Here is a 20,896-nt window from a genome sequence, read left to right as displayed (position 1 = left end):
GGAAGGCCGATGTCTTGGACCCTTCCGTCGTACCACGACGGCGCAGTCATCGATACTGTGAACAGTGGCTGAATTGGTCATTGCGGGACGATACGGTCCGTCAATTATGCGACATTTCCCCGACGCGTTCCGACCCTCATCCTCGGCCAGCAGTCGATGCCGTAATCGCAAAGCGGCCCATTGCAACATCGAATCGGATATTCGCCCTAAAAACGGCCAGGCTCCATGGCGGAAGCCCCGACCGGACGGGGGATCCGAGGAAGGCGGCTGGTCAAGCCGGGTACGAGTCGCAGCCCCGCAGCGGCTACTCTGTCACGACCCCGACAATCGGCCCGAGTCCCGCCGTCCGCGTCGCGAGATACCCCTGCTCCCATGTCGTGGCCCCTCAGGCGACCGCCCTCCAGACCGCTCCTATTACTACTCCAACCGCACTTCTCACCTGGAGACCCGAGCAGAAGCGGCACGCTTTGACGGCGTATTTCACGTTGTTGTGGTGCTTCGAACGCATTGACGTCAGCCGACGGGGCGTAACCGCAAGACCTTCCCCATCGCCGTTACCCGTTTCTGATCAACTCGATCCGTGGCATGTGACGAGGTGGACGGAGATGCGCCGACAGGTCCGTCGCAGGTCGGCGGGGAGCCCGGACGGGCTTGACGACCAGATTCCACGAAGGCACCGGCCCCGGCTGGCACAGACGGTGGGTTCTCTCCGCCAGGCGGCGCCAGGTGGCGCCGTGGCGCCTGGCGGCGCTACGGAAGATGGACCGGGTCCGGGCGGAGGGCGTACGGGAGGTACGGGACGGTGTTGCCGTCGAAGGAGAGCATCCGTCGCCGGTCGAAGACGTAGTCCGTGGTCCGGTCGGCGGGCGTGGTCCAGGCGACCTCACCGAACCGGAGCGCCAGCCGGCACCTCGACCGACCCACGTATCGCACAACGCTACGCCTGGTGGGGCGGGCGGGACTCGAACCCGCGACCGAGGGATTATGAGTCCCCTGCTCTAACCTGCTGAGCTACCACCCCTTGTGGTGCGGGAATGGTAACCCGCGCGCCCTCGCGCCCACTGACCGCGCACGGGCGGTGGCACGCACCCGGCCGCGCGACCTCGCGGACGGGACCGGCATCGCGAGAATAACAGCGGGGGCAGACAGCTTGGCGACGGCTCAGCTCCCGGGCACCAGATGGCGCACGATGGCGGCGCCTGCCCGCCAGCCGCTGGCCAGAGCACCCTGGATCGAGGGACTGTCCCGATGGTCTCCGGCAACGAACACCCCGTCGCCGAGCTCGACCGGCTGGCGCAGCCGGCCCTGCCTCGGCGGAGCCGCCGGTAGGGCGGCCGGTAGACGTACCGTCTCCAGGTGCTCCCAGTGGTCCGTACGGCACCCGTACAGCCGGGCCAGTTCGGCGCGGACGATCGGCTCCGACGGCGGGGTGGGGCCGACCACCGAGGTGGCCACCAGGTGCCGACCGGGCGGGGCGTACGTCGGTGCGGCGTGACTGATCACGACCGTGTTCGCCACAATCTCCCGCCGGTCGCCGTCGAGCAGCAGGACCGGTTCGTCCAGCGGCGCGGCACCGACCGAGTGGTAGTAGGTGGTGAGAGCGCGGGTGCGTACCGGGCCGAGGGAGGGCAGCAGCTTGGTTGCCGTACCCGGGTCGGTGGCGACCAGGACGGCCCGGCAGCGGATCTCGCCGTCCGGGGTGCGAACCCGGCCGGGGTTGATCGAGGTGACCGGTGTGCCGAGTCGCAGCAGGGTACGGGGCAGAGGTGCGGCGACCGCCGCCGGCAGGGCTGCCATCCCGTCCGCGGGTACCCCGATCCTGCCCCGCACGAAAGAACGGGCGATCAGCGCGGCGACGTGGCTGGAGGTGTCCAGGGCCCGGTCGGCGAGTACGCCGGAGAGGAACGGCCGGATCAGTTCCTCGATGATCCGGTCGGAGAGGCCGGCCCGGCGCAGGGCCCGCTCGGTGCTCTGCTCGGGTGTGTCGAGCAGGCGGCGCACCGGGGTGGCGGCGCAGCTCGCGGCGAGTGCGGCGAGTCGGAGCCGATCACGAAAGGTGCCGATGTCGGCCGACGCCGACAGGGGCGCCGCGATCGGGTCACGTAGCGGGTTGCCGAGTCGGTGCAGTCGGCCGTTGCGGCGGACCAGGACGCCGGCGGTGAAGAATCCGAGCCGCAGGGTGTGGAGGTCGAGCAGGGTGCCGAGCCGGGGGTAGCCGGTGTTCAGCACCTGGAAGCCCCGGTCGAGCAGATAGCCGTCGACCCGGTCGGTGGCGACCCGGCCGCCGAGCCGTTCGGCCGCCTCGACCAGGAGCCAGGGGACGCCGGCCCGGTGCAGTCGGCGGGCGGCGGCCAGGCCGGCGAGGCCGCCTCCGACGATCACCACATCGGTGTCAGCGGGCATGGCGGGCACGGTATTCGGGTTGGTCCGGCTGGTCGACGCGGCGCAGTCGACTCGGCCACCAGATTGCCGGTCCGATGTGGTGGGCGAGGGCCGGGACCAGCAGTGAGCGAACCACGATGGTGTCGATGAGGACGCCGAGGGCGACCGCCAGGCCGAGTTCCACCAGGACCACCAACGGGAGTACGGCCAGCGCCGAGAAGGTCGCGGCGAGCACCACCCCGGCGGAGGTGATCACACCCCCGGTGACGCGGAGCCCGCGCAGGACCCCGGACCGGGTGCCGTGTTTCAGGGACTCCTCGCGTACCCGGCTCATCAGGAAGATGTTGTAGTCGACCCCGAGGGCGACCAGGAAGACGAACGCGAAGAGCGGGAACGAGGAGTCCACCCCGGGGTAGCCGAAACCGTGGTTGAACAGCACCGCGCAGAGTCCCAGGGTGGCGGCGAAGGAGAGCACCACGGTCACGATGAGCAGCAGTGGGGCGAGCAGTGAGCGCAGCAGCAGGGCGAGGATCACCGCGATCACGCCGAGCACGGTCGGGATGATCACGTTCTGGTCCCGGGTGGCGGCGTCGTTGGTGTCGACGGTGATCGCGGTGAAGCCACCGACGACCGCGCCGGCACCCGGCACCGCGTGTACGGCTTCGCGTAGCTTCCGTACGGTCTGCCGGGCCCCGCCGGTGTCGGCTTCCTCAGTGAGGGTCGCCTGCAGTTGGACCCGCCCGTCGACCACCTTGGGTGGGGCGGCTGTGCCCGCCGACGGGGCTGCCTGACCACCGGCACCGGGCGCGGCGGTCAGTGGTTGTACCCGCGCCACGCCGGGCACCGCACGGGCGGCGGCGGCGACCTGGTCGGCTCGGTCGGCGCTGACGAAGATGGTGGTGGGGCTGCCGAGCCCGCCCGGGAAGTGTCGGTCGATGATTTCCTGCCCGGTTACCGATCCGGTCGGGTCGGTGAACTGGTCGACCTGGCTGAGGCTGGTGGCACCGAGTTGGGTCAGGCCGGCGGCGAGCGCGATCAGCACCGCGGCGGTGATCGGCCAGATCAGCCGGGCGCGGCGGCCGACGAAGGCGCCGACGGCCTGCCAGAGTCCGCCGGGCTGGTTGGTGGTGCCGGCGTGCGGAACCCGAGGCCAGAACGCCCACCTGCCGCCGAGCAGCAGCAGCGCGGGAAGGAAGGTGAGCATGACCACGAGGGTCGCGCCGACACCGACGGCGGTGACTGGGCCGAGCGCCCGGTTGGAGTTGAGGTCGGACAGGAGCAGGCAGAGCAGCCCGGCGATGACCGTACTGCCGGAGGCGAAGATGGCCGGGCCGGCGCCGCGCCAGGCGGCGATCATCGCGTCGAGCGTACGGGGGTGGTGGTGCAGTTCTTCCCGATAGCGGGCGATGAGTAGGAGCGCGTAGTCGGTGCCGGCGCCGAAGACGAGCACGGTGAGGATGCCCTGGGCCTGCCCGTTGAGCTTGATCACGTCGTTCGAGGCGAGGACGTAGACGGCGAGCGTGGCGACCACGTACGAGACGCCTGCGGCGAGCAGCGGGATGACCCAGAGCACCGGGCTGCGGTAGACGATGAGCAGGATCACCAGCACCACGACGAGGGTCACCAGTAGCAGCGGCCCGTCGATCGAGGAGAAGACGGCGACCAGGTCGGTGAGGAGTCCGGCCGGTCCGGCGACCTCGACGACGAGGCCGTCGGCGCCCGGCCCGGTGACGTCGCGCAGGTCGTCGACGGCCCGTTGGATCCGGTCGCCCGCGTTGCCGCTGGCGTCGATCGGCACGATGAGCTGCACCGCCTGCCCGTCCTCGGACGGCACCGGCGGTGGCAGTGGGGTGACCACCCCCGGGACCTGGGCGAACCGGGTCGCGTCGCCCGTCACCTTCTGCCGGTCGGCGTCGGTGATGCCGCTGGTCCGTTCGTAGACCACCAGCGCCGGGGTGGTCTGCCGGTCGGTGAAGTCGTTGGCCAACCGGTCGGCCCGGGTGGCTTCGGCGTCGGCGGGCAGGAAGGCGGCGTTGTCGTTGATGGCGACGTCGCTCAGGCGTCCGCTGTATGGGCCGGCGAACGCGGCGAGCGCGAGCCAGCCGAGCACCACCGCGACCGCGACCAGCGTGCCGATGGCGCGGTGCTGCCGGATGCCCCACATCTCCCACCCCCGCCGGATCTCCCTGGATACGACGATGCCCGTCGGCGTGGCCGACGGGCGGGATTGTGGAGAAAGCTCCCCCGTTTGGACTCGAACCAAAAACCTGCCGGTTAACAGCCGGCTGCTCTGCCAATTGAGCTACAGGGGATCGTGCGGTTGCCGGATTTGGATCTCTCCGGCGCCCTTGCGACGGCATAAGAGTACAGGACTTCCGGGGGGTGTGCGCTAGGGGGTTATCGGCGAAGCTGGCCCCTCCGATATCCGGACAAAATGTCGCGCCTGCCACGAACAGGCATGAGCTTCCAGGAGTATGGGTAGGTACCTGAGCACAGACGACGCAGGCGCGGCGAAGTTGCCCATCCGGACCTCGGAGGGCGCAACGGCGCGTCAGGCACGGAAGGAGCCGCCATGCGCGGAAAGCTGTGGTTCATCGGCGGGCTGGCAGCGGGTTTCGTCCTCGGCGCCCGCGCCGGCCGGGAGAAGTACGAGGAACTGGTCGTCCGGGGCCGCAAGGTGCTCGACCATCCGACGGTGCAGGAGGCGGCCGGGGTGGCCCAGGCGCAGGCCAACCGGCTCTACGCCGAGGGCAAGGACCGGCTCAGCCACACCCGGCTCGGCGAGAAGCTGGGCCAGGCCACCAACGGCAGCACCACCGAACTGACCTCCACCGGCGCCGGGTCGACGACGACTCCGGCCACCCGGGGCACCACCCCGTAAGGAAGGGCCCCTTGTTATCGCTTTCTGTATAGGAAGGGCCCCCTCCTCACCCGGGATCGGGCGCGACGGGTACGGCAAGGGCCGGCCGCCATCGGCGACCGGCCCAGCGTCGCGCGGGTGTGCGCGTCGGCCCGTACGTCAGTCCTTGCTGGCGAAGGCGGCGTCGAACGCGGCGGCCGGGGCGTCGAACGCGAGCCGGCGGACGAACTGGAGCGCCTCCGGGGCGCCGACGAGGCGGTCCATACCCGCGTCCTCCCACTCGATCGAGATCGGGCCGTCGTAGCCGATCGCGTTCAGTGCCCGGAAGCAGTCCTCCCAGGGGACGTCGCCGTGGCCGGTGGAGACGAAGTCCCAGCCCCGGCGCATGTCGGCCCAGGGCAGGTGGGAGGCGAGCCGGCCGCGCCGACCATCGCCGGTACGTACCTTCGCGTCCTTGCAGTCGACGTGGTAGATCCGGTCGGCGAAGTCGAAGATGAAGTTCACCGGGTCGAGTTCCTGCCAGACGAAGTGCGACGGGTCCCAGTTGAGCCCGAACGCCGGCCGGTTCCCGATCGCGTCGAGGGTCTTCTTCGTGGTCCAGTAGTCGTACGCGATCTCACTGGGGTGGACCTCGTGCGCGAACCGGACGCCGACCTCGTCGAAGACGTCGAGGATCGGGTTGAACCGGTTGGCGAAGTCCTCGTACCCCTTCTCGATCATGGACGGCGGGACCGGCGGGAACATGGCCAGGGTGTGCCAGATCGACGAACCGGTGAAGCCGACAACCGTCTTCACCCCGAGCTTCGCGGCGGCGCGGGCGGTGTCCTTCAGCTCCTCGGCGGCCCGCTGGCGGACCCCCTCGGGTTCCCCGTCGCCCCAGATCCGGCCGGGCAGGATCCCCTGGTGCCGCTCGTCGATCGGGTGGTCGCAGACCGCCTGGCTGAGCAGGTGGTTGGAGATGGTGAAGACCTGGAGGTTGTACTTGGCCAGGGTTTCCTTCTTGCGCTCGACGTACGACTCGTCGGCGATGGCCTTGTCGACCTCGAAGTGATCGCCCCAGCAGGCGATCTCCAGGCCGTCGTAGCCCCATTCGGAGGCGAGCCGGCAGACCTCCTCGAACGGGAGGTCGGCCCACTGGCCGGTGAAGAGCGTGATGGGTCGCGCCATTGTCCTTCTCCCTGTCGGATACCTGGGATTCCCGACGGACACCGCGAAGGCGGTGTCCGTGGACGGGCGCGAGGGAGGCCGGTCCGGCCGTACGGCGCACCGGAGGAGGCGGGGCCGGCGTGTGCCTACGCACCTGGGCGAGCGGGTTGCGCCTCCCGCTGCTCACCGGCGGTCTCCTGGGTTGCCAAGACCCACTCTATTCCCCGGTTCGGATGCAAGGAAGGGCCCCTTGTTAACGCCGTGGCGTTAACAAGGGGCCCTTCCTTGCACTGCGAGCGTTACGCCGGGAGGGTCCAGCGCTGGTTGGCCGCGCCGAGGCAGTCCCAGAGGTGCACGTCCTGGCCGTTGGCGGAGCTGTTGTTCGACACGTCCAGGCACTTGCCCGTGGTGGGGTTACGCAGCGAGCTGTCGGCCGCGTTCGGCACCCAGTTCTGGGCACCGGTCGCGTTGCAGGTCCAGAGCTGGATCTTGGTGCCGTTGGCGGTGCCGCTACCGGAGATGTCGAGGCACTTGCCGAGCGCCCGCAGCGTCTGCCCCTGCACCGTCCACGTCTGACGCGGCGTACCGGCACAGGCGTTGATCTGAATCTGGGTGCCGTCGGCGGTCCCGCCGCCGTCGACCTCCAGACACTTACCGGCCAGACCCACGATCGGACCGGTGCCCGGGGTCGGGCCGGGGCCACCACCGCCACGGACCAGGGTGAGGTCGTCCACGTCGAACAGGCCGGTGCCGCTGCCGGTGAAGGTCAGGTACAGGTTCTGGGTGCTGGCGGGCACGTTCGACAGGTTGGTGGTGACGTCGGCGAAGGTGTTCCAGCCGCCGGTGTTCGGCACCGCCACCGACCCGAGGATCGGACCGGTGGTCGAACCGGTACGGACCTGGATGGTGCCGCCGGCGCCGCCGGAGACGACCCGGGACCGGAAGGAGGTGACCCCGGTCAGGTCCAGCCCGTTGTACGCCGCCCAGTCGCCGTTGTCGATGTAACCGATGGTCGAGCCACCGTTCGCGCCGGTCTTGCCGACCACCTGCACGCCACCGGTCGAGTTGAACGCCTCGGCCTGCACGGTGGTGTTACCGGTCGGCGGATTCGGTGGCTGGGTGCCGAGTTCCTTGATCCGTACGTTGCGGAACGACACGTCGTCGCCCGTACCGTGGTTCTGCAGGCCGATGTAGCCGGCCAGCGACCGGACCGGGTTGGTGTTGGTGAAGTCGTTGATCTGCACGCCGTTGAGGTAGATCCGCAGCCGCTCGCCCTCGACCAGCAGCTCGTAGTTGTTCCACTCCCCCGGCGGGTTCAGCGCGGCGTCCCGGGCGGCGATGTCGGCCGACTTGAAGGTGTAGACCGCGCCGGTGGTGCGGTCGGCCGCGTCGGTCGCGTCGATCTGGATCTCGTACCCGTTGTCCACCGCCGACCAGGGATCGGTCGAGGACGGAAAACCGATGAAGATGCCCGAGTTGTCGTCACCGTCCATTTTCCAGTCGAGCTTCAACGAGTACGACGAGAACTGCTTCGCGCTGTACCAGTAGAGGCCCATGCCACCGACCGAGGTGAGGGTGGCGTCGGTGTTGGTGAAGTTGCCCGGGCCCGCCTGCGACCAGCCGGTGGTGGAACCGTTGTAGAGGGTGGTGTACCCGGTCTCCGGCCGGCAGTCGGCCTTGGACCGGCCGGCCGCGTACCGGATGCCACCGAGCAGGTGCGCCCGGAACGCCGGCTCGGCGTACGTCGACTGGGTGTGCCCGGCGCCGGTGTAGAACGACCGCCCGCCCTCGTACGTCTTGCACCACGAGTGCGGGTGGTCGGCACCCATCCCGCCCCCGGAGTACGACGACTCGTCGAGCGTGGCGAGCACACGGGCGGTGGACCGGACGTTGGTCCGGTAGTTGTACCACTCGTCGGTGCGGGTCCAGGTCTGCGGCAGGGTGGCGGTGGCCGCGGTGGCCCGGTTCTCCACCTTGACGTTCGCCTGCTGGATCGCCGGGTGCGAGTCGAACCAGGCGCCGACGAGGTTGCCGTAGAACGGCCAGCCGTACTCGGTGTCGGCGGCGGCGTGCACGCCGACGTACCCCTTGCCGCTGCGGATGTAGGACTCGAAGGCGGTCTGCTGGGTGGCGTTGAGCGCGTCTCCGGTGGTGTTGAGGAAGACGACCACCTCGTACTGGGCGAGGTTGGCGGTGGTGAAGGCGTTCGCGTCCTCGGTGGCGGTGACGGTGAAGCTGTTCGCCGCGCCGAGGTCGCGGATGGCCTGGGTGCCGACCGCGATCGAGTCGTGCCGGAAGCCGGCGGTCTTGGAGAAGACCAGGACGTCGTACGGGGCGTCGGCGGCACTGGCCGGGGTGGCGGGTGTGGTGCAGGCGATGACGGCGAGTGCCGCCATCGCCGTACCGAGGACGGGTCGGAGGAGTCTGCGCATGGGGTGCTCTCTCCCTAGGGCGAGTGAGGAAGGGCCCCTTCCTATACGGAAAGCGATAAGAAGGGGCCCTTCCTTACAGGGGGTGGGGTGCGGTTACGGGAGGGTCCACTTCTGGTTGGGAGCGGTGGTGATGCAGTCCCAGAGGTGCACGTCCTGGCCGTTGGCGGAGCTGTTGTTCGACACGTCCAGGCACTTGCCCGTGGTGGGGTTGCGCAGGGTGCTGTCGGCCTGGGGGACCCAGTTCTGGGCGCCGGTCGCGTTGCAGGTCCAGAGCTGGATCTTGGTGCCGTTGGCGGTGCCGCCACCGGAGATGTCCAGGCACTTGCCGAGCGCCCGCAGCGTCTGCCCCTGCACCGTCCACGTCTGACGCGGCGTACCGGCACAGGCGTTGATCTGAATCTGGGTGCCGTCGGCGGTCCCGCCGCCGTCGACCTCCAGGCACTTAGCGGCCAGACCGACGATCGGACCGGTGCCCGGGTTGGGGTTGGGGCCACCGGTGCCGGTGGTGAAGGTGAAGGCGTCCAGGTCGTAGAGGGCCCCGGTGCCGCTACCGGCGAAGGTCAGGTAGAGCGTGGTGGCGCCGGCCGGCGGGTTGGTGATGGTGCCGGTGACGTTGGTGAACGTCTCCCAGCCGCCGGTGACCGGTACGGTCGCCGAGCCGAGCACCGTGCCGGTGGCGGATCCGGCCCGGATCTGGAGGGTGCCGCCGGAGCCGGCCGAGGAGACCCGGGCGCTGAACGAGGTGGCGTTGGCGAGCCGGTACGGCTCGAACGCGATCCAGTCGCCGTTGTTGATGTCGCCGACGGTACGGCCGCCCTCGGCCGGGGTCTTGGTGAAGGTGTTGATGCCGGACGAGGTCTTGAAGTGCTCCGCCTGGCGGCGCTTCGGCTGGAGGGTGTGCTGGGTGTGCGTGGTCAGCCCGCCGTTGTCGGTGTACTCGGCGTCGAAGATCGGGAAGATGTTCGCCGCGTCGTCGTGCTCACCGTCGGTCGGGATGGTGATGGTGCCGGTGCAGCCGTTGGCCGAGGTGATCTGGTGGCCGTGGGTGTCGTGGCCGAGCACGTACGTCATCTTGACCCGGGAGCAGTCGATCGTGCCGTCCTCCGGGTCGGTCACCGTGATCTGGAACGGGACCGCGTCGCCGAAGGCGACCAGTTGCCCGTTGGCCGGGGCGTTGATGGTCACCGTCGGGGCGGTGTTGCCGACGCTGATGATCACGCTCGCGCTGCCGGTCGCGCCGGCCGGGTCCCGGACGGTCAGGGTCGCGGTGTAGGTGCCGTTGGCGGTGTACGTCTTGGTCGGGTTCGCCGCCGTCGACGTGGTGCCGTCGCCGAACGCCCAGGAGTAGGTCAGCGCGCTTCCCTCGGGGTCGGACGAGCCGGCCGAGGAGAAGGTCACCGCGAGCGGGGCGGCACCGGAGGTCCGGTTGGCCGAGGCGACCGCGGTCGGGGCCCGGTTGCCGCCGGCGATGTAGTCGAACCGGTAGAGGGCCGAGTTCGCGTCGCCGTTGAAGTAGCCGGTGCCGTAGTCGAGGACGTAGAGCGCGCCGTCGGGGCCGAACGCCATGTCCATGACCTGCTTGCCGACCCAGGGGAAGGTGTCGATCGTGCCGACCGAGCCGTCGGTGTTGACGTGGATCGGCTTGATCCAGCCCCGGCCGAGTTCACCGGCGAAGAACTGTCCCTCGAACGACTGCGGGAACTTGGTGGTGGAGGGGTTCGAGGCGTTGTAGCGGTAGACCGGGCCGCCCATCGGCGACTCGGAGCCGCCGCCGAACTCCGGCGGGGTGCCGGCGTCACCGGCGTACCGGATCCAGGCGGGGCGGGCGGCCGGCAGGGTGGTCTGGCCGGTGTTGCGGAACGAGTTGTTGGTCGGGCCGCCGGTGCAGTTGAACTTGGCGTTGCCGGGGCCGTCGGGGAAGGTCCACTCGTTGTACGTCTCGCTGGTGGTGTTCGTGCCGGTGCAGTACGGCCAGCCGTAGTTGCCGGGCGAGGTGACCCGGTTGAACTCGACCTGGCCGCTCGGTCCCCGGTTGGCGTTGGTGGAGCCGGCGTCTGGCCCGTAGTCGCCGACGTAGACGTAACCGGTGGTCTTGTCGACGCTCATCCGGAACGGGTTGCGGAAGCCCATCGCGTAGATCTCGGGCCGGGTGTTCGCGGTGCCCGGGGCGAAGAGGTTGCCGGCCGGGATGGAGTACGTCCCGTTCGCGTTCACCTTGATCCGCAGGATCTTGCCGCGCAGGTCGTTGGTGTTGCCGGCGGAGCGCTGGGCGTCGAATACCGGGTTGCGGTTGGTCCGCTCGTCCAGTGGCGAGTAGCCGGCCGAGTCGAACGGGTTGGAGTCGTCACCGGTGGAGAGGTAGAGGTTGCCGGCGGCGTCGAAGTCGATGTCGCCACCGACGTGGCAGCACATGCCCCGGTCCGCGGCGACGTCGAGCACGTTGACCTGGCTCGCCATGTTCAGCGTCCAGTTGGCGTTGACGGTGAACCGGGAGAGCCGGTTGACGCCCTGCCAGGCGGTCCAGCTCGTGCCGGTGGCGGGGGCGTCGCCGGACGGGGTGGAAAGCGGCGGGGCGTAGTAGAGGTAGATGAACCGGTTCGTCGCGAAGCCGGGGTCGACGCCGACGCCCTGGAGTCCTTCCTCGTCGTGGGTGTAGACCGGCAGGGTGCCGACCACGGCGGTGGTCCCGTTGGCGTCGGTGCGCCGCAGTGTGCCGTTGCGGGCGGTGTGCAGGACCGAGCGGTCGGGCAGTACGGCGATGGTCATCGGCTCGCCGACCTCGGCCTCACCGCGGGCCAGGGTGACCTGCTGGAAGTCGGCCGCGCTGATCGGGTGGGCCTGCGCCGGGGTGGCGGTGGTCGTGGTGGTGGTGACCACGGTGGTGAGGGTCGCGGCGACGAGCAGCAGGGCTGATCCCGCTGTCTGCCATCGCCCGGGTCGGATTCCTACCTTGTCCAATGTGGACATTTGAGTGCTTCCCTTCCTGAGCAGTTGACTGCCAGGCAGGACGCGCGCCGTCGCGCCGGATGCCGTAGCCGGTTGAACCCGACCCGGTGGGATGTCACTCCCGCCGGGTGGTGATCGCGCCCGGTGCGAGCGCACCGGACGAGGTCACCGGTCGATGGGTTAACCGCGCCGCCGGTCACATCGACGTAACAACTCCGTGTTCGGAGTGACACTAATTTCCATACGTGGATGTGTCCATAGCTTCTGGGTTCCGGAACTGGACTTTTGCTCAATCGGAGAAAAGTCGCCGTCCGGTTGCGCTCAGTGCCGGCGGTCGGTCGCCTCCGCGGCCAGCGCCGCCAACTGCGCCTTCGCCTGTCCCGACACCGGGGCGTCCACCAATGCCGCCAGCGCGGCGTCCGTACGGACCCGGATCATCTGCTCGATCCGGTCCAGCGTGCCCGTGTCAAGGATGATCCCACGCAACTCGGCCGCCCCCTCCGGATCGAGGTCGGGGTTGCCGAACAACTCCTTCAACCGCAGCGCCTGCTCCCGGTCCGCACTGCCCCGGGCCAACGCCATCATCACCGTCGGCTTGCCCTCCCGCAGATCGTCGAGCACCGACTTGCCGGTCACCGCCGGATCCCCGAACACCCCGAGCACGTCGTCCCGGAGCTGGAACGCGTCCCCGAGCGGGTCACCGAAGGCCGCGAACGCGCTCAGCAACTCCGGCCCGGCACCGGCCAGCGCCGCCCCGATCTGCAACGGCCGGGTCACCGTGTAGCGGGCACCCTTCATCCGGATCACCGTCAACGCGCTCGCCACCGACCCGTCCCCCACCCCGGAAACCAGGTCCAGGTACTGGCCGGCGATCACCTCGGTACGCATGTTCGCGAAGACGCCGTACCCCTGGTGCACCTGGTCGGCGCTGAGCCCGCACTCGTGGAACATCTGGTCCGCCCAGGCCGCGCAGAGGTCACCGCAGAGCAGGGCGGTGCTGCGCCCGTACGAGGCCGGGTCACCGCGCCAGGACGAACGGGTGTGCAGGTCGGCGAAGAGCCGGTGCACGGACGGCTCACCCCGGCGCCGGTCGCTGCCGTCCATGATGTCGTCGTGGATCAGCGCGAACGCGTGGAACAGCTCCAACGCCGCCGCCGCCACCACGATCGGGGTGTCGTCCACCCCGCCCGCACCGCGCCAGCCCCAGTAGCAGAACATCGGGCGCAGCCGCTTCCCGCCAGCCAGCACGAACCGGTGCAGGGTGGTGAAAACACCGCGCGGCGCCCCGTCCGGCCAGTCCGGATCCTGTCGCTCCAGGAACGCCGACAACTGGGCGTCGAACCGCTTCCGCAACTCCGCCGCGTCGGTCAGCGGCGCCGTCGCGGTCACGACCCCTCCCGCGTGCCGATACCGGCGAGCTCCAACAGCAGGCCCTTGACCTCGGTCGCCTCCACCTTGTCCCGGGCCGCTCCCGGGGCGGAGCAGAGCAGCACCGGGCCGTCGGCCGGGTCCGCCGGCAACCGGCCGTGCGAGCCGCGTACGGCCCTCGCCCCGGCGTCCAGCCCCACCACGCTCATCAGGTAACGCATGCCGAGCTTCTTGCGCGCCAGCGCCACCCCGGCCCGTCGCTTCGCCGCGCCCGGTGCCTCCGGGTCGAAGAAGAGCTCGGCCGGGTCGTACCCGGGCTTGCGGTGGATCTCCACGAGTCGGGCGAAGTCCGGCGCGACCGCGTCGTCCAACCAGTAGTAGTACGTGAACCAGGCGTCCGGCTCCGCCACCAGCACCAGCTCACCCGCGCGTTCGTGGTCGAGGCCGTACCGGGCCTTGCCGTCGGCGTCGAGCACCTCGGCCACGCCGGGCAGGGCGGCGCAGAGCTTCGCCACCTCCGCCACGTCGGCCGGGTCCTTCACGTAGACGTGCGCGATCTGGTGGTCGGCGACCGCGAACGCCTTCGACGTCCACGGGTCCAGGTATTCCATTCCGTCCTGCGTGTAGACCCGGAGCCACCCCTCGCGGCGCAGCAACCGGTTCACGTCCACCGGCCGGGAGGCGTCGGTGATGCCGTACTCGGAGAGCACCACCACCGTGGCGTCCCGGGCGCGGGCCGCGTCCAGCAGCGGACCGAGCACCCCGTCCAGCTTCGCCGCGGCGGCAGCCGCCTCCGCCGAACCCGGCCCGAACCGTTGCAGGTCGTAGTCGAGGTGCGGGACGTAGACCAGGGTCAGGTCCGGGTCGTGGGTGGCCATCACCTGCTGTGCCGCCTGGCAGATCCAGCGCGACGACGGCAGCCCGGCCCCCGGCCCCCAGTACGTGAAGAGCGGGAACCCGCCGAGCTTGCTGGTCAGCTCGTCGTGCAGTTCCGGCGGGTCGGTGTAGCAGTCCGGCTCCTTGCGCCCGTCCGCGTAGTAGATCGGCCTCGGGGTGACGGTCCAGTTCACGTCGGCGCCCATCGCGTACCACCAGCAGATGTTCGCCACCGTGTAGCCCGGCTGCTCCTTCCGGGCCGCCTGCCACACCTTCTCGCCGCCCATCAGCGCGTGGTGCTGCCGCCAGAGGAACACCTCGCCCAGGTCACGGAAGTACCAGCCGTTACCGACGATGCCGTGCTCGCTCGGCGGGGCGCCGGTGAGGAAGGTGGCCTGCGCGGAGCAGGTGACCGCCGGCAGCACCGTACCCAGCTCCGCCTCGAACCCGGTCTCGGCCACGGCCCGCAACCGGGGCATGTGGGCCAGCAGTCGGGGGGTCAGCCCGACCACGTTGATCACAACGAGGGGTGCCATGTTCATCTCTCCTGCCAGAAAAGCGCGGTCATGCCCGCACCGGGGCGGATACCGGGGTCAGGCCGAGGTCGACCAGCTCGTCGCGGGCGAAGGCCAGTTCGGCCGCGATGCCGCCGACGAGTTCGGCGTCCGAGTTCGGCCGCCGGGCCGCGGGCAGGACCCCCCAGGTGTACGTCTCGACGTCGAAGTGGTCACAGCCGGCGCTCCCCCCGCCGAGCAGCTCGCGCAGGGCGCTGCGCAGCACCGGGGTGGTGGCCCGCAACGGCGGCTCCGGGTCGGCGTGCAACGGCACGTGGTAGTGCACCCGCCAGGCCCCGGGCAGCTCGCCGGCGAGGGCCGCGTCGAGGTCGTCCGTGGCGTGCGCCGGGTGGGCCGGGTCGGCCGCACCGGCGCAGCCGCTGCCCCGGGTCTGGTGCAGGAAACGCGGCTCGACGTACCCGCCCAACTGCTCGGCCGCCGCGGCCGGATCGTCCGCCTGGAGCGCGGCCGAGACCTGCACCTTCACCACCGGCAGCCCCGCCTGACGCAGCCGCTCCAACGCCTGTGCCGGCTCCTCCCAGGCGCAGGCGAGGTGGGCCAGGTCCAGGCAGACCCCGAGCCGGTCGGTGTCCACCCGGGCGAGCTGGGTGGCGGCCTGCGCGGTGCTCTCCACCACGCACCCGGGTTCGGGCTCGAAACCGACCCGGACGGCCCGCCCGGTCTGCCAGGCGATCGCCGCCAGTCCGGCGGAGAGCTGTTCCAACGTACGATCGGCGGCCCCCGCCTGGGCCGGTGTCCACGGCGTGCGCCAGGCCAGCGGCAGGGTGGAGATCGAGCCTCGGGCGGCGTCGTCGGGAAGCAGGTCGACCAGCACCCGGGCCAGGTCGAGCGTGTACTCCAGCCGCTCCGGCGCGGTCCAGTCCGGGTGGTAGACACCGAGCTTCACCACCGGTGCCTGGAACGAGCGGTACGGGAAACCGTTGAGCGTCACCACCTCCAGCCCCCGCGCGTCGAGTTCCGTACGCAGCTTGCGTCGCAGCGTCGGGTCGGCGGCGAGAGCGGCGGCCACCGGCGCGGCCAGCCAGAGCCCCAGGCCGAGTACGTCGGTGTCGAGCTGGCGTCGGATCGGCTCGGCGAACGTGTCGAGCTGGGCGATCACCCCGGCCAGGTCCTCGGCCGGGTGCACGTTCGTGCAGTAGCTCAGGTGGACGGTCTGCCCGTCCTGATGGCGTAACCGCATCAGCTACCTCCGCGCAGGATCGAGTTCCCCTCGAAGGTCGGCGCCGGCCCGGCCACCGCCCCCTCCAGTTCGGCCAGGTCGAGCCGGCCGGACTGGCCGTAGAACTCGATCGGGTTGCGCCAGAGCACCTGGTCGACGTCGTCGTCGGTGAAACCGGCGGCGAGCATCGCGTCGCCGGTGACCCGGGTCAGCAGCGGGTCGGACCGGCCCCAGTCGGCGGCCGAGTTGACCAGCATCCGCTCGGTGCCGTACTTGCGCAGGATCTCCACCATCCGGGGCGGCGACATCTTGGTGTCCGGGTAGATGGAGAACCCGGCCCAGCAGCCGGAGTCGCGGACCGCCTCGACGGTGACCTCGTTCAGGTGGTCGATCAACACCCGTCCGGGTTCGATGCCGGACTCGGCGACCACGGCGATGCTCCGCTCGGTGCCCCGGGCCTTGTCCCGGTGCGGAGTGTGGACCAGCGCCGGCAGGTCGTACGCGACCGCCAGGGCGAGTTGGGCGGTGAACGCCTCGTCCTCCTCCGGGGTGGTCGAGTCGTACCCGATCTCGCCGACCGCGACCACGTTCTCCTTGTCCAGGTAACGCGGCAGCAGATCGAGCACCTCCCGGCAGCGCGGGTCGTTCGCCTCCTTCGGGTTGAGCGCGATGGTGGCGTAGTGGCGGATGCCGAACTGGCTGGCCCGGAACGGTTCCCAGCCGACGAGCGAGTCGAAGTAGTCGGCGAACGATCCCGCGCTGGTGCGCGGTTGCCCCAACCAGAACGCCGGCTCGACCAGGGCGCGCACCCCGGCGGCGGCCATCCGCTCGTAGTCGTCGGTGGTGCGTGAGGTCATGTGGATGTGCGGGTCGAAGATGCGCATGTCACGCCTCCTTCGTGTTCGGTACGGGCGACGAGGCGGCGGACGAGACCGGGGTGCCGGTCGTACGCAGCCGGGCCAGCAGGGCGGAGGCGTCGGCCGGGATGGTGCGGCCGGCGGCGCGGCGTTCCTCGTCCAGCCCGGCGAGCATGATCTCCAGTTCGTCGTCGGCCCGCTCATCGAGCTGATCCACCACGGTCAGCGGAATCTCCATGAAGACGCACTTGAGCACCGCCTGACGCCAGGTGGCGGCGTCGAGGTGTGCGGCGTAGGGGCCGAGCGCGGCGGCGACCAGCCGGGTGTCGTTGGTCCGGATCGCGTCGTGCAGCAGCGGCACGCCGTTCGCGCCGACCGGCAGCCACGGCAGGGCCCGCAGGACGGCCCGCTTCTCCGCCGCGTCGCCGTACCGGTAGAGGGTTTCCACCTGCCCGACCACCCGGTCGGCCGGCAGCATGGTCAGCAGCAGGGCGCGGGTGGCGTCGTCGGCGGTCCAGCCGGGCGCGTCCGGCAGGGGCGCCCGACCGCAGCGACGGCCGGCGACGGCGAAGAGCCGCCCGACCGTCTCCGGGTCGGTCGCGACGCCGCGCAGCGCCTGGTCGAGCCAGTCCGGGTCGGGTACGGCCGCCAGTGCGGCCCGTAGCTGGTCCGGTTCCATCACGCCTCCCCTTCTGCGCCGGCGGGGCGTGCCACGGTGGCGGCCACGCTGACCGGCTCGCTGGTGACGCCGGCGGATCCGCCGCCGCCCGAGCTGCCGCCGCCCGGCCCGACGCGCGGCCCGCCGCCCGGCCCGAAACGCGGCCCGACGCCGGTTGGTAGGCCGGTGCGACCGGTGGGTTCGACCGGCACCCCGGCCTGCCAGGCGGCGGTGTGCAGGAAGTCGACCGAACGGGCCGCGACGGCCGGTGCGGCGTGCGAGTCGCGCGGCAGTTCGACCGCGACCAGCCCGGTGTAACCGCTGTCGGCCAGGGCCCGCAGCACCGGCGGGAAATCGATCTCGCCGGTGCCGAACTCCAGGTGCTCGTGCACGCCCCGACGCATGTCGTCGATCTGCACGTTGACCAGGTGGGCGGCGACCTCGACGACACAGTCCGGCACCGGCTGCGGTTCCAGACACCGGCAGTGTCCGATGTCGAGCGTGATGCCGAAGCCGGGCGGTGCGCCGAGGGCGTGCCGCAGCCGCCACCAGGCCGCGATGTCCGGCACCAGCATGCCCGGTTCCGGTTCGAAACCGAGGGTCACCCCGGCCGTGTCGGCGGCGTCGACCACCTCGGCGCAGCCCGCGACGAGCCGGTCCCAGGCACTGGTCTCGTCCAGTTCGGCCGGGCGTACCCCGGCCCAGAACGACACCGCCTCGGCGCCCAGGTCCGCCCCGATCGCCGCGGCCCGGCGGAGGAACTCGATCCGCAGCGCCGGGTCGTCGTCGAGCAGCGTCGGGGCGTGCTTGCGCCACGGGTCGAGCAGGTAACGGGCCCCGGTCTCGATGACCAGGCCCAGGTCCAGTTCGGCGAGGCGGTTGCCGAGCGCGGCCACCCGTACCGCCAGGCCGGGTGCGAACGGGTCGAGGTGGTCGTGGTCGAGGGTGAGCGCCACTCCCTGGTAACCCAGATCGGCGATGACCCGCAGGGCGTCGTCGAGCCGGTGGTTGGCGAAGCCGTTGGTGCCGTAGCCGAAGCGCAGGCCGGTGCTCATGTCGGGGACAGCTTCCGGGCCAGGCGCCGCCCGAGTGGTGCCGCTGCGGCGACCGCGAGACCGAGCAGGCCGGCACCGGTTCGGGCGACCAGTGCGCCCTGCAACGCCGGCAGGCCGGTGATGCCGGCCCCAACCGCGGCCCGGACCTGGGGCGCGGCCGGGTCGGTGGCGACCCGCACCTGGGCGGTGCCGTACTGGCCGACGTACCAGGCGGTGAGGGCGGCGGGAACCCAGGCCCGCCAACCGCTGCGGCGGGGACCGGCGACCGCGGCGGCGGCCACCGCGGCGGTGCCGGCCAGGGTCACCCGGGGCAGGGTACGGTCGGCGCCGCTGACCTCGCGGCGGGACAGTTCGGTCACGGTGTACGTGTGCGCGGCCACGGTCACCGCAGCCGGCACCGCCCGCAGAGGTCGGCCACCGCTCGCGCCGAGCAGCACGTCGAGCCCCCGGCAGGCGGCCATCACGGCGGGACCGGCGGCGGTGTTCTTGGCCGCCACGTCGTACGCCCAGATCGCACCGGCCAGCGGCACCGCCACGGCGAGCGCCCGGCGACCACCGGCGAGGCCGGCGACGGCCAGGCCGGCAGCGGTCAGCCCGGCGGAGACACCGAGCGCGGTGCCCGGGGTGATCCGGCCGCTCGGAATCGGCCGCTCCGGCCGCTCGACCGCGTCGAGCCGGCGGTCGGCCCAGTCGTTGGCCGCCATTCCGGCCCAGTAGAGAAGGACCGAGGCACCGGCGAGCGCCGACACCTTCCGGTCCAGCACCCCGGCGGCGGCGGCACCGGCCACCACGTCACCGGGGACGGAGAGCGCGGCCGGGGCCCGGACCAGCTCCGCGAGGTCAGCCAGGGTGGGCATGTCGGCGCACCTCAGCCCTGTTCCACGGGGGGCGGGACCGCCGCCCCGGACGCGTCGGCGTCGAGTTGGCGGACGAAGGCGCAGAGGGTCGCCCACTGTTCCGGTAGCGAGTGCGGTCCGGCGCCGAGCGGGTCCTTGAAGAAGAAGGCCAGCTCACCGAGGGGGCCGCTGCGCCCGGTGCGGTGCGCGGTCGCGGTCAGCCGGGCCAGGTCCAGCACCAGCGGCGCGGCCAACGCCGAGTCGCAGCCGTGCCAGGTGAACTCCATCCGCATCGCGGTGCCGAGGAAACCCGAGAAGGTGATCAAGTCCCAGGCGGTCTTGAAGTCGCCGATGTCGTCGACGTACTCGATCCGGGTGTTGCCCTCCGGCACGTACCCGAGGGTCTCGCCGAGCACCCGCTGCTTGCTGGCCGCCTTGGCCGCGTTGGCGGCGGGTTCGGCCAGGTTGGCGCCGTCGCCGCCACCGAGCAGGTTCACCCCGGACCAGGTACGCACCTTCAGGTTGCGCAGCGCGAACATCGGTGCGAGCACCGACTTGACCAGGGTCTCCCCGGTCTTGCCGTCGTGCCCGGTGTACGGCACCCGCTCCCGCTGTGCGAGTTCCGCCAGTGCGGGAAGTCGGGCACCGGTCGACGGGGTGAAGTCCACAAAGGAGCAGCCAGCGGTGAACGCCGCGTACGCGTACGCGGAACTCGGCGGCAGCACCGTCGCCCCGGTCGCCAGCTCCTGTTCGAGTGCGGCCAGGTCGGTGTGGCCGGGGTGCGGCGCCGGGGCCGGTTCGGTGGCGGAGACGTTCACCACCACCACCCGGTCGAGCCGGTGCCGGTCACGGAAGCTGGTGAGGTCGGCGACGAGGGCGGCGATGACGTCGGCCTGCCGCGCGGCGGCGGGTACCGGACGGATCTCGTCCTCGACCGAGGCCAGTTCGTCCGGGAGGGCGGTCACCAACCGGGCCGGCAGGACGCCGGCGGTGGCGAGCGCCTCCGCTTTCTTGACAATGGGGGTGGGTGCGATGTCGTGACCGCCGAAGACCAGGTCGGCGTAGCCGGGCAGGGCCGGGCTACGCAACGCGGGTAGTTCGGTGACGCAGCCGGTCGGCTCGACGAGCCCGGCTCGTAGGGCGAGAGCCCCGACCACGCTGGTGACGGCGACTGAGCCGCGTGCGCCCACCAGCCAGATTCCCGTACGCATGTTGTGCTCCTTCCTCGCGCGGGGAACTGCGCGGCGACACCCGTCGGGGGTTGACAGATGTGCCGGTATCAATACTGGCGTGCTGGAAAGTCAACGGCGTGGTGGAAGAGCACCCCGCCCGCCCGACCTGCGCGGATGGCGTTCCACGAACAGCGCCGGAGTCGGCGGCAACGGCGTTGTTCGCAAAACCCGGCAGGTACGGGCGGACGGGGCTGGCAGGCAAGGTCGGTCGGCGTCGCGACCTTGCCTCCCCCGCGTCGTGCCGGCTGGTACGGCGGCGGTACCGCAGCGCCGCGCCAGCCGGAGTCCTTCCCTGATGTAGTTGTCGTCGGATGCGGTCCGGGACGGGGGCCCCGGGCCGTACCCCGGGCTACGGCGTAGCCCACGGGAATGTCGTCCGGTTCGTCTGCGGACCCCGGGGGTCGGGGCCGGTGGAGAGGGATGGCGGTCGGAGGGGTCGGGACCGGTGTGGGTGGCAGCCCCGAGGGGGTCGGGACCGGTGTGGCTGTTGGCGCCCGGTACGGCCGGGGAATCC

The 20,896-nt window shown here is 71.0% G+C and carries 14 protein-coding genes, 2 tRNA genes and 1 pseudogene; 1 reads left to right on the top strand and 16 read right to left on the bottom strand.

From position 1 onward, the window contains the following. Positions 1-750 precede the first annotated feature (750 nt). The 5 genes from ACIBF5_RS26550 to ACIBF5_RS26530 form a co-directional block, all read right to left on the bottom strand. Positions 751-924 carry a hypothetical protein gene (locus tag ACIBF5_RS26550; protein ID WP_396815589.1) on the bottom strand — a complete coding sequence of 58 codons (174 nt, stop codon included), beginning with the start codon at positions 922-924 and terminating at the stop codon, positions 751-753. Positions 925-944: 20 nt separating this feature from the next. Beyond that, a tRNA-Ile gene (locus tag ACIBF5_RS26545) sits at positions 945-1,021 on the bottom strand. A 140-nt stretch (positions 1,022-1,161) separates the two neighbouring features. Then, positions 1,162-2,403: an FAD-dependent oxidoreductase gene (locus ACIBF5_RS26540; RefSeq protein ID WP_396815588.1), complete on the bottom strand. Its 1,242-nt coding sequence runs from the start codon at positions 2,401-2,403 to the stop codon at positions 1,162-1,164. Next, on the bottom strand, positions 2,393-4,546 hold the full coding sequence (locus ACIBF5_RS26535) for an MMPL family transporter (RefSeq protein WP_396815587.1): 2,154 nt from the start codon (positions 4,544-4,546) through the stop codon (positions 2,393-2,395). Before ACIBF5_RS26535 ends, ACIBF5_RS26540 begins: the two co-directional genes overlap by 11 nt. A gap of 75 nt (positions 4,547-4,621) precedes the next feature. Beyond that, a tRNA-Asn gene (locus ACIBF5_RS26530) sits at positions 4,622-4,694 on the bottom strand. A gap of 260 nt (positions 4,695-4,954) precedes the next feature. On the opposite strand from ACIBF5_RS26530, the pseudogene ACIBF5_RS26525 reads away from it, so the two are divergent. Continuing rightward, positions 4,955-5,257: pseudogene (locus tag ACIBF5_RS26525) on the top strand (hypothetical protein); the annotation flags it as partial. A gap of 144 nt (positions 5,258-5,401) precedes the next feature. On the opposite strand, the gene ACIBF5_RS26520 reads toward ACIBF5_RS26525, so the two are convergent. The 11 genes from ACIBF5_RS26520 to ACIBF5_RS26470 form a co-directional block, all read right to left on the bottom strand. Further along, the gene (locus ACIBF5_RS26520) at positions 5,402-6,409 is read right to left on the bottom strand and encodes a sugar phosphate isomerase/epimerase family protein (protein WP_396815586.1); all 1,008 of its coding nucleotides are present in this window, start codon (positions 6,407-6,409) and stop codon (positions 5,402-5,404) included. Positions 6,410-6,687: 278 nt separating this feature from the next. Further along, positions 6,688-8,820 (bottom strand): ThuA domain-containing protein, encoded by a 2,133-nt coding sequence (locus tag ACIBF5_RS26515; RefSeq protein ID WP_396815585.1) that lies wholly within the window; start codon positions 8,818-8,820, stop codon positions 6,688-6,690. A 93-nt stretch (positions 8,821-8,913) separates the two neighbouring features. Next, entirely contained in the window at positions 8,914-11,787 is a 2,874-nt protein-coding gene (locus tag ACIBF5_RS26510) for a PQQ-dependent sugar dehydrogenase (RefSeq protein ID WP_396815584.1), read from the bottom strand. Between the two features lie 300 nt (positions 11,788-12,087). After that, entirely contained in the window at positions 12,088-13,155 is a 1,068-nt protein-coding gene (locus ACIBF5_RS26505) for a polyprenyl synthetase family protein (RefSeq protein ID WP_396815583.1), read from the bottom strand. Then, entirely contained in the window at positions 13,152-14,546 is a 1,395-nt protein-coding gene (locus ACIBF5_RS26500) for an alkaline phosphatase family protein (RefSeq protein WP_396815582.1), read from the bottom strand. The genes ACIBF5_RS26505 and ACIBF5_RS26500 overlap by 4 nt, the downstream gene beginning before the upstream one ends. A 28-nt stretch (positions 14,547-14,574) precedes the next feature. Next, positions 14,575-15,765, bottom strand: a complete 1,191-nt coding sequence (gene eboE, locus ACIBF5_RS26495; protein WP_396815581.1) for a metabolite traffic protein EboE — start codon at positions 15,763-15,765, stop codon at positions 14,575-14,577. Beyond that, positions 15,765-16,628: a TatD family hydrolase gene (locus ACIBF5_RS26490; RefSeq protein ID WP_396815580.1), complete on the bottom strand. Its 864-nt coding sequence runs from the start codon at positions 16,626-16,628 to the stop codon at positions 15,765-15,767. Before ACIBF5_RS26490 ends, eboE begins: the two co-directional genes overlap by 1 nt. A gap of 1 nt (position 16,629) precedes the next feature. After that, entirely contained in the window at positions 16,630-17,280 is a 651-nt protein-coding gene (locus ACIBF5_RS26485; RefSeq protein ID WP_396815579.1) for an EboA domain-containing protein, read from the bottom strand. Continuing rightward, on the bottom strand, positions 17,280-18,314 hold the full coding sequence (locus ACIBF5_RS26480) for a sugar phosphate isomerase/epimerase family protein (RefSeq protein WP_396815578.1): 1,035 nt from the start codon (positions 18,312-18,314) through the stop codon (positions 17,280-17,282). Before ACIBF5_RS26480 ends, ACIBF5_RS26485 begins: the two co-directional genes overlap by 1 nt. After that, a complete protein-coding gene (locus tag ACIBF5_RS26475) occupies positions 18,311-19,171 on the bottom strand; it encodes an SCO3242 family prenyltransferase (RefSeq protein ID WP_396815577.1) in 861 nt (286 codons plus the stop codon). The genes ACIBF5_RS26480 and ACIBF5_RS26475 overlap by 4 nt, the downstream gene beginning before the upstream one ends. An 11-nt stretch (positions 19,172-19,182) precedes the next feature. Continuing rightward, on the bottom strand, positions 19,183-20,361 hold the full coding sequence (locus ACIBF5_RS26470) for an inositol-3-phosphate synthase (RefSeq protein ID WP_396815576.1): 1,179 nt from the start codon (positions 20,359-20,361) through the stop codon (positions 19,183-19,185). Positions 20,362-20,896: the final 535 nt, after the last annotated feature.

The organism is Micromonospora sp. NPDC050417, from assembly GCF_044458865.1.
GTDB lineage: Bacteria > Actinomycetota > Actinomycetes > Mycobacteriales > Micromonosporaceae > Micromonospora_G.
The sequence above is the reverse complement of the archived record's forward strand: the minus strand, read 5'-3'. Positions and strand labels throughout refer to the sequence as shown.